This is a genomic window from Salinivibrio sp. MA427 (genome assembly GCF_001996115.1).
Classification (GTDB): domain Bacteria; phylum Pseudomonadota; class Gammaproteobacteria; order Enterobacterales; family Vibrionaceae; genus Salinivibrio; species Salinivibrio costicola.
The window spans coordinates 1-8,774 of the sequence record NZ_MUFH01000176.1; the positions used below are offsets into that span (position 1 = coordinate 1).

Below are 8,774 nucleotides of genomic sequence, written 5' to 3' on the forward strand. Positions count from 1 at the left end.
TCGCATGGTCGTGGCTTTCGTCACGAATATGTTGAATCAGGTGCAAGGCTGGCGAGTCGGACGGCAGCGAAAATTCTTCGCCTGAGATCTTAATTAAGGTTTCTAGCCCAGGTCGACGGCTGGTGCCTTTTGCCACACCTAATATCAGCGGGTTAATCGGCCAGTCAGCGATTAGGGGTTCAAGCACTTCCCAGGCGCGGTTAAGCTGCCCTTTGCCGCCGTCAATCACGATAATGTCGGGGATTTTTTCCGGCTCAACTTGCTTACTATACCGACGCGTCAGCACTTGCGCCATCGCCGCATAATCATCACCGCCGGTGATCCCTTCAATATTATAACGGCGGTACTCTTTTTTCAGGGGGCCATCTTGATTGAACACCACACAAGAGGCGACCGTTTTCTCGCCCATGGTGTGGCTAATATCAAAACACTCCATCCGTTTAACCGGCTCCAAGCCCAAAGTTTGTTGTAGCGCCTGATAACGGTGTTGGATGGTCATCCGATGATTGATTTTACTGGTCAAGGCGGTGCGCGCATTGGTGTTGGCCAACTTTAAGAATCGCGCTCTAGCGCCCCTTGGTCGACTTTGTAGCTGGACGTTGCGCCCGGCGATTTCACTCAGGGTCGTCGATAGCCAGCCAAGATCATCGCCAATATCGTCTGAAATCAGAATATGGCTTGGAATAGTGCGCCCTTCCGCTTGCGCCAAATAAAACTGGCTGACAAAGCTTGAAACCACTTCACCTGGCTCGGTCTCGGCAGGCATCTTGGGGAAATGGCTGCGGCTACCCAGCACTTTGCCTTGGCGCAAAAAGAGCACATGGATACAGGCGACACCATTTTCGACCGCAAAGCCAATCACATCCAGATCATCGTCACTATCTTGCGAGACAAATTGCTGCTCTTGCACGCGCCGCAACGCTTGAATTTGATCGCGGTACTCGGCGGCCTTTTCAAACTGCAGCTGTTGGCTGGCAGTTTCCATCTTGGCGACCAAGCTGTCGATCACTTCGCGATCTTTGCCTTGTAAAAACATGCGGGCAAAATTAACTTGCTCGGCATACTCTTCATCACTGATCAGCCCAGACACACACGGCCCGGCACAGCGGCCAATTTGATACATTAAACACGGACGGCTGCGGTTGGCATACACCGAGTCTTCACACTGGCGAACAGGAAAGATTTTCTGCAATAAGTGCAGGCTTTTACGCACCGCGTTGGCATCGGGAAACGGGCCAAAATATTCGCCCTTTTTCTTTTTCGCGCCACGATGGATCGCCAGCCGTGGGTGCTCATGGCCACTGAGGTAAATGTACGGGTAGGTTTTATCATCACGCAGCAAGACGTTGTATTTTGGACGATGCTGCTTGATCAGGTTGTGCTCAAGAATTAACGCTTCGGTTTCAGTGTGGGTGACGGTGACTTCCACATCAGCAATGTGACGGACGAGTGCTTTGGTTTTCTCACTCGACACCTGAAGCCGGAAGTAACTGGCTAATCGCTTGCTGAGATCTTTCGCTTTACCCACATAGATGATCTCACCGGTGGCGTTCATCATTCGATAAACGCCTGGCTGGTGAGGCACGGTTTTAAGAAAACTCTTGGCATCAAAGGTGTTTGGCACTGCGCGATCTCGTACTGCTTAACTTCGCTTTAAAGGCTTTCGGTATCTAACATGCCGTGACGAATAGCAAGGTGGGTTAGCTCCACATCACCATTGATATCTAGCTTGCTAAATAAGCGATAGCGATAACTGTTCACCGTCTTTGGACTGAGGTTTAACTGCTCTGAAATATCGGTCACTTTTTGCCCTTTGGTGATCATTAACATGATCTGCAGTTCGCGCTCTGACAGCTCTTTGAAAGGATTATCAGAAGAGGTAGAAAACTGACTCAGCGCCATTTGCTGGGCAATATCAGGTGAAATGTAGCGTTGGCCACTGTTCACCATGCGGATCGCATTCACTACTTCATCAGCCCCTGCGCCCTTGGTGAGATACCCTGCCGCACCGGCTTGCATCACCTTGGTTGGGAACGGATTTTCAGTGTGAATTGTGAGCACAATAATTTTGGCGTCTGGCGAGTAGCGAAGCAACTTACGTGTGGCCTCCAACCCGCCGATACCTGGCATATTCATGTCCATCAGGACAATATCGGCGTGATTTTGCCGGCACCACTTGAGTGCGGCTTCACCGCTGTCGGCTTCCCCTACCACTTTTATGCCACGAACGTCTTCTAAAAGACGTCGAATCCCTGTGCGAACCAGCTCGTGATCATCTACAAGAAAAACATTGATCAAACTTGTATCTCCACTTGGTTTGGTTCGCCAACATGCTGCGTGAACGCAACGGTTGGACTTGTCTTACGCATCTCTTAAGTTTTACCACGGATGAAAAGGCAACAACAGAGCAGATGTGCCGAATCACAAATATTCATACATTAAGCTGATAAAAAACAACCCAAGTGACGAGATCGTCGCCAATACGGCGACAATCTCACCAGTCTCGCGGCTATAACCCAGGTGGCGTGTTGATGATGTGTCAGTAATTTTCCACACCAGATGTACACGCTTTCCGTGTGTCGTTATGCCAGCACATGGTTACAGCGCCAAACATAGGTACTTCATTTCGAGGTATTCATCCAAGCCCCATTGCGATCCTTCGCGTCCTAACCCAGATTGTTTGACCCCTCCGAACGGTGCTACCGCCGTTGAGATCAAACCGGTATTAATCCCCACCATGCCATATTCCAGCGCTTCGGCAACGCGGTGTACACGGCTGATGTCACGGGCATAAAAATACGACGCTAAACCAAATTCGGTATCGTTGGCCATGGCGATGGCTTCCGCTTCATCGTCGAAAGCGAACAGCGGTGCGACAGGACCAAAGGTCTCTTCTTTCGCAATCCGCATCGCCGAGGTCGCGTGTTTAATCACCGCCGGTTGGGTGAAGTTGTCGCCTAAATCGGGGCAGTCACCCCCCAATAAAATCTTGCCACCGTGTTGCTGGGCATCGTCCAAGTGTGCTTTCACTTTGTCGATGGCGCCACGATTAATCAACGGACCAATGTCAACGTTGCTGTCAGTACCCTGCCCAACGCGTAATTGGCTCACTGCCTGGGTGAATTTTTCAGCAAATGCGTCATAAATACGCGATTGCACGTAAATACGATTCACGCACACGCATGTTTGTCCCGCGTTACGGAATTTAGCGGCAATCGCCCCTTCTACGGCGGCATCAATATCGGCGTCATCAAAGACGATGAATGGGGCGTTACCGCCAAGCTCCAACGACAGCTTTTTAATGCTTGGCGCACATTTTTCCATTAGCTGCGCGCCAATGTCGGTCGAGCCGGTAAAGGAGAGTTTACGCACACGTACATCGGCACATAAGGTATCTGCAATCGGACCCGCCGTCCCGGTGATAATGCTTAGCACGCCAGCAGGTACGCCGGCACGCTGCGCTAATTCACCCAACGCCAACGCTGATAAAGGGGTGTCGCTGGCCGGTTTGACCACCATGGTACAACCGGCAGCAAGCGCGGCCGCTGCTTTACGGGTGATCATGGCGGCGGGGAAATTCCAAGGCGTGATGGCTGCTGTCACACCTATGGGCTGCTTGATCACGGAGATGCGTTTATCGGCCTGCTCGGCAGGAATAGTTGCGCCATTCACACGTTTGGCTTCTTCAGCAAACCATTGCAAAAACGACGCGGCGTATTGGATCTCACCGGCAGATTCTTTCAGCGGTTTGCCCTGCTCCGCGGTCATGATCGCGGCTAAGTCCTCGGTATGCTCGAGCATGAGCTCATACCAGCGAAAAAGGATCTCAGCTCGAGCTTTGGCGGTAAGTGATCGCCACTCGGGCAAGGCGGCGTCAGCAGCATCAATCGCACGACGTGTTTCCTCCGCCCCCATATTGGGCACCGTTGCCAAGCACTCACCGTTAGCAGGATTAGTGACTGAACGTGTGGTTTGATGATTGGCATCAACCCATTGGCCATTAATTAAGGCCTGAGATTTGAGTAGCGCCTGATCGTGAAGCTGCATAATGGCTCCTTTTTTGTGTTCAAAAGGCTGACGAGTTCGCTTGAATCTTGATAGCACCTTGCCAGCTCACCTTTGGCACGGCAAGATAATCACTGAGATTAACCAGCATAAGCCTGTAAACGCCCAATGTCTGCTCAAATAGGCAACAGACGAAGCGAAAATAATAATAAGGCTTATCCTTCCGGCGCAAACACAGCTGGCCCTTCAACAGAAAAAGGATGCTCTATGCGTATTTTTAGTCAGTTCGATAGCGGGAATATTCGCGTTCTGAATGATAGCGACATCAATAATATCCAGCTTGCCATTCATCATGACAATCAATCTGAATTTTATCAGTGGTTCCATTTTCGCTTAGAAGCGGACGTGGATCAGGCTCATACACTCCACATTCAACAGCTCGCTGGGTCGGCCTATCCTGAAGGCTGGAAAGATTACCAAGCCGTTGCCTCATATGACCGTGATACCTGGTTCCGCGTGCCAACCGAGTTTGATGGCGACACCTTGACGATTAAGGTCACGCCGCAACATGGTTCGATGTACTTTGCCTACTTCGCGCCTTATAGCTATGAACGCCATTTGGATCTCATTCATCAGGCGCAGACCTATCCACAGTGCCAGCTCGAAACGCTAGGACAAACCTTGGATGGTCGTGATATTAGTTTGTTGAAAATCCGCGCGGATTTAAGCGAGTCTGCCCAACCGAAAACGCCCATTTGGCTGATTGCGCGCCAGCATCCCGGCGAAAGCATGGCGGAGTGGTTTATGGAAGGTTTACTCGACCGATTGCTTGACGACACCGATACCACTGCACAGGCATTACTAGAAAAAGCTGATTTTTATGTGGTGCCGAATATGAATCCCGACGGCAGTGTGCGCGGCCACCTACGCACTAATGCGGTGGGCGCAAACTTGAACCGCGAGTGGCAGTCGCCCACCCTTGAACGCAGTCCCGAGGTGTATCATGTTCGTGCCCGTATGGAGCAAACTGGGGTAAAAATGTGTTTGGATATCCACGGTGACGAGGCCATCCCATATAACTTTGTCGCCGGCTGTGAGGGCATCCCCTCTTATGATGCGCGCATGGCGGACTTGGAAGACAGATTTAAGCGTACGCTGCTTACCGTGACGCCGGAGTTTCAAGACGAGCACGGCTATGAAAAAGATGCACCAGGCAAAGCGAACTTAACCGTTGGCTCAAATTGGATTGGTGAGCGCTTTAAGTGTTTGTCGTACACGGTCGAAATGCCGTTTAAAGATCATAACAATCATCCCGATCCTGACTTTGGCTGGTCACCCGCGCGCAGCCAAGCATTTGGCCGAGACATGCTCAGCGCAATCCTTGGCGTGGTTGATGGCCTTTAACAAGGCTAGCTAGCAAGCAGTAAGGCAAAAGAAAACGAGCCGGTGACNCTATTTAAGTGATTGATTATTTCGACTTGGGCTATCACACAAAGGCGCTTACATTAGGGGTAAATCATTCAACGAGGACGCACAATGACAACTCTTACCTCGCGCTGCCCCCACTGCCAAGCAACCAACCGTATTCCTGAAGCGCGCATTAATGACGCACCTAACTGTGGTAAGTGTCAATCGGCACTGCTCGATGGCAAGCCTATCGAAGGCACTACAGATAACTTTGCCGCTTTATTAAATAGCGACAAGCCGGTTGTCGTCGATTTCTGGGCTACCTGGTGCGGCCCCTGTCAAAGCTTTGCACCCGCTTTTGAAGCAGTGGCAGAGCAGGAATCAGGTCGTGCCCGTTTTGTGAAAATTGATACCGAGGCCCAACAAGCCCTCGCGGCGCAATATCGCATTCGTAGCATTCCGACCCTGATGGTGTTTAAAAACGGCGAACGGGTTGATGTCTTAAATGGTGCTTTGCCACAAAATGCGTTCAGCGACTGGGTCAACCAGCACCTTAGCTAATCACGCACTATCGGTTTATCGCCGTTTTTCCATCGTGTGATTCTGGCGCAGCGCTATGCCTTGAGCGCTGCGCTATACCTTGAGTGCTGCGCCTTGTTTTACCGCGCGGATCGCCACATTGGTATTGATGTCTTTCACCATGGCGAGCGTTTGCAACTGACGCATAAAGGCTTCGTAGTGCGGCAGATCGCGACTGACTACTTCCAGTAAATAATCATACGTGCCCGATATCACATGGCCGTTAATCACTTCATCCATTTCCACTAGCGCATGCTCAAAGGTAACAATTGCCTCTTCTCGGTGGTTACTCAGGCTGACATTGACAAAAAATGTCATGTTTAGCCCAATCCGCTGACGGTTGAGTGTGACCTGGTATGAGGCAATGATCCCATCAGCCTCAAGCTTTTTAATCCGTCTTGCGCACGGCGAAAACGAGAGCCCAACCGCATCGGCTATCTCGGCAACAGTACGGCGCGCATCATCCTGCAATAACGCAAGAATCGCTTTGTCTTTATTGTCCAAACCGCCTCCTTGATGGTTTTTATTAATTTATAGCCATAAAAAGATGATAATCGCTAATCCTGGCTCAAATCATCCTTTATTTTGCCACCAATCTCTTCTTTGACGCTGTCACACTTAAATAACGAATCGACAAGGAAGTGATTAATGATGCCTGCACCTTCACAACGTTTATTGGGCATGCTTGCCATGGGCTTGACCGTGACCATCTGGGCAAGCTTATTTATTTCATTACGTCAGGCCAGCCAATCGGTATTGACCAGTGGCGATATTGCCTTATTGCGCTTCTTACCCGCCGCGTTGTTATTTGGTTGGTTGAGTCGTCATCGAGTACGCCATATTGTCACTACCCCCAAACGTTATCTGTTTGCGATTGCATTTGGCGCAGGATTACCGTTTTATCTGCTGGCTGCCACGGGGATGCAGTTTGCGCCTGTGGCTGACGGAGCCTCATTAATACCTGGGATCTTGCCGCTGTTTGTTTCCACCATTGCTTGGACTGTTTATGGCGAATCGCTCTCCATGGGACGACGATTAGGCATTAGTCTGATTGTGCTCGGTATTGGCGCATTTTTATGGCACTCCTTATTCTTTTCACCTTGGCCTGTCACCCAAGGCCATCTGATTTTGCTCGCAGCCAGTATCAGTTGGGCCTGGTTTACCATTGGCGTACGCGTGACAGGATTAAGTGCTGCGGAAGCCGGTGCGGTATTAGCGATATCGGCTGTATTACTGCTGCCAGTGGGCGCATTGAGTGGGCTTATTTCGTTTAACCTACTCCAAGCGCCATTCAATGAACTTGGCTATCACATTTTTGCTCAAGGCTTGGGCGTGGGGATTATTGCCAACTACAGCTACGCCTTTGCCATTCGCCGGTTAGGAGCTGAAATGAGTGCCGCGATGGGGGCATTTACGCCTGTGGTGGCCGCGTTAATGGCCATACCGGTTTTTGGTGAAACGGTTAGCATACTCACGCTGGCGGCGATGGCGTTGATCGTGCTTGGCGCTGTGTTAGCCAGTGATGTGATCAAATGGCGTCGTGCACAAACAAAAAGCGACCCGCAGGCCGCTTAAACTTGGTACTTATCATTCGCCAGCATGATTTGATGCTGGCTGTGGTCGAGCATGAAAAAGCGCCCGTTATAAGTGATCACCACGACGCAAGGCATCAATGCGTTTTTCTAGCGGCGGGTGCGTCATAAACAACTCGCTCAGTGTTTTCTTGCCGTTGATACCGAACGCCATCATCGATCCTTCTAGCTTTGGCTCTTGGCTCACTTTTAAGCGCTCAAGTGCTGCAATCATTTTCTGTTTGCCCACCAGCTGCGCAGATCCGGCATCAGCACGGAATTCACGATGACGGCTAAACCACATGGTGAGGATGCTGGCCAGAATACCAAAGACGATTTCCAACACGGAAGAGATCAGGAAATACATCATCCAGTTGCCGCCGCCTTCGCCTTCTTCGTCACTATYCATGCCACTGACTGCCCCTGCGATCACACGTGAAATAAAGATCACGAAGGTGTTCACGACGCCTTGCATTAAGGTCATGGTGATCATGTCACCATTAGCGATGTGACTGATTTCATGCGCCAGTACCGCTTCGGCTTCATCGCGGGTCATGTTTTGCATTAACCCGGTCGAGACCGCCACGACAGAATCGTTACGCTTAGCACCGGTGGCAAAGGCGTTGATATCGGGTGAGTTATAAATCGCGACCGTTGGCATGCCAATCCCAGCACGTTGTGTTTGTTGGCTCACGGTGTTCATTAGCCAGTGCTCGGTTTCGTTACGTGGATGCTCAATCACTTGCGCGCCGACAGAACGAAGCGCCATCGATTTAGACATCAGTAGCGAAATGATCGAACCACCAAAACCGAAGACGGCCGCCAGCACTAGCAGTCCGGACAAGCTCCCCGGCTGCATGCCAGTCACGGCATAAATAATATTTAGCACAATGCTAAATACAATCAGTACCGCAAAGTTGGTAGCAAGAAATAATCCTATGCGTTTCATTATGTCTCTCCGTCGCTTAAACCCAGTGTTCAGCGCTTGCTTGTTGTATTGGTAGAAGTTGTATTGGTGGACGTTGTATTAGTAAAAATTGTATTGGTGAAAGCTGTATTGATGAAAATAGTATGGGCATTCAAGATAAAAACAATCCTTTGATGCATTTTGTTACCAATAAAGTGATGTCGTCATCAAGCTCCGACCAGTTAGTGTGGCACGTTATTCCCATCTAATCTAAATAAAATGTGACTTCTCGCCAAGCTATATAT

Annotated in this window: 8 protein-coding genes; 3 read left to right on the forward strand and 5 right to left on the reverse strand. The window is 50.3% G+C overall.

Annotation, left to right across the window (positions count from 1 at the left end; all coding sequences use genetic code 11):
- From uvrC to BZG79_RS10950, 3 genes are all read right to left on the reverse strand, one after another.
- A partial coding sequence (gene uvrC, locus BZG79_RS10940) for an excinuclease ABC subunit UvrC (RefSeq protein WP_077774401.1) occupies positions 1–1,624 on the reverse strand: 1,624 nt, incomplete at its 3' end.
- Between the two features lie 29 nt (positions 1,625–1,653).
- Positions 1,654–2,298, reverse strand: a complete 645-nt coding sequence (gene uvrY, locus BZG79_RS10945) for a UvrY/SirA/GacA family response regulator transcription factor (protein ID WP_077461315.1) — start codon at positions 2,296–2,298, stop codon at positions 1,654–1,656.
- A gap of 300 nt (positions 2,299–2,598) precedes the next feature.
- Complete coding sequence (locus BZG79_RS10950; RefSeq protein ID WP_077774402.1) at positions 2,599–4,047, reverse strand: NAD-dependent succinate-semialdehyde dehydrogenase; 1,449 nt, start codon at positions 4,045–4,047, stop codon at positions 2,599–2,601.
- Between the two features lie 225 nt (positions 4,048–4,272).
- Between BZG79_RS10950 and BZG79_RS10955 the strand changes: the two genes are divergently transcribed.
- Together BZG79_RS10955 and trxC are read left to right on the forward strand one after the other, a co-directional pair.
- Positions 4,273–5,409 carry a M14-type cytosolic carboxypeptidase gene (locus BZG79_RS10955; protein WP_077576552.1) on the forward strand — a complete coding sequence of 379 codons (1,137 nt, stop codon included), beginning with the start codon at positions 4,273–4,275 and terminating at the stop codon, positions 5,407–5,409.
- A 132-nt stretch (positions 5,410–5,541) separates the two neighbouring features.
- Entirely contained in the window at positions 5,542–5,973 is a 432-nt protein-coding gene (trxC, locus tag BZG79_RS10960; RefSeq protein ID WP_021024404.1) for a thioredoxin TrxC, read from the forward strand.
- Positions 5,974–6,045: 72 nt separating this feature from the next.
- On the opposite strand, the gene BZG79_RS10965 is transcribed toward trxC, so the two are convergent.
- The gene (locus BZG79_RS10965) at positions 6,046–6,495 is read right to left on the reverse strand and encodes an Lrp/AsnC family transcriptional regulator (protein WP_077461312.1); all 450 of its coding nucleotides are present in this window, start codon (positions 6,493–6,495) and stop codon (positions 6,046–6,048) included.
- 144 nt (positions 6,496–6,639) lie between these two features.
- On the opposite strand from BZG79_RS10965, the gene BZG79_RS10970 reads away from it, so the two are divergent.
- The gene (locus tag BZG79_RS10970) at positions 6,640–7,566 is read left to right on the forward strand and encodes a DMT family transporter (RefSeq protein ID WP_077774403.1); all 927 of its coding nucleotides are present in this window, start codon (positions 6,640–6,642) and stop codon (positions 7,564–7,566) included.
- Positions 7,567–7,632: 66 nt separating this feature from the next.
- On the opposite strand, the gene htpX is transcribed toward BZG79_RS10970, so the two are convergent.
- Positions 7,633–8,511: a protease HtpX gene (gene htpX, locus BZG79_RS10975; protein ID WP_077774404.1), complete on the reverse strand. Its 879-nt coding sequence runs from the start codon at positions 8,509–8,511 to the stop codon at positions 7,633–7,635.
- Positions 8,512–8,774: the final 263 nt, after the last annotated feature.

Excerpts from the sequence above, each read along its gene's own strand:
- BZG79_RS10950 (WP_077774402.1), bottom strand. The coding sequence starts at position 4,047 with ATGCAGCTTCACGATCAGGCGCTACTCAAATCTCAGGCCTTAATTAAT.
- trxC (WP_021024404.1), top strand. The coding sequence starts at position 5,542 with ATGACAACTCTTACCTCGCGCTGCCCCCACTGCCAAGCAACCAACCGT.
- BZG79_RS10955 (WP_077576552.1), top strand. The coding sequence starts at position 4,273 with ATGCGTATTTTTAGTCAGTTCGATAGCGGGAATATTCGCGTTCTGAAT.
- BZG79_RS10970 (WP_077774403.1), top strand. The coding sequence starts at position 6,640 with ATGATGCCTGCACCTTCACAACGTTTATTGGGCATGCTTGCCATGGGC.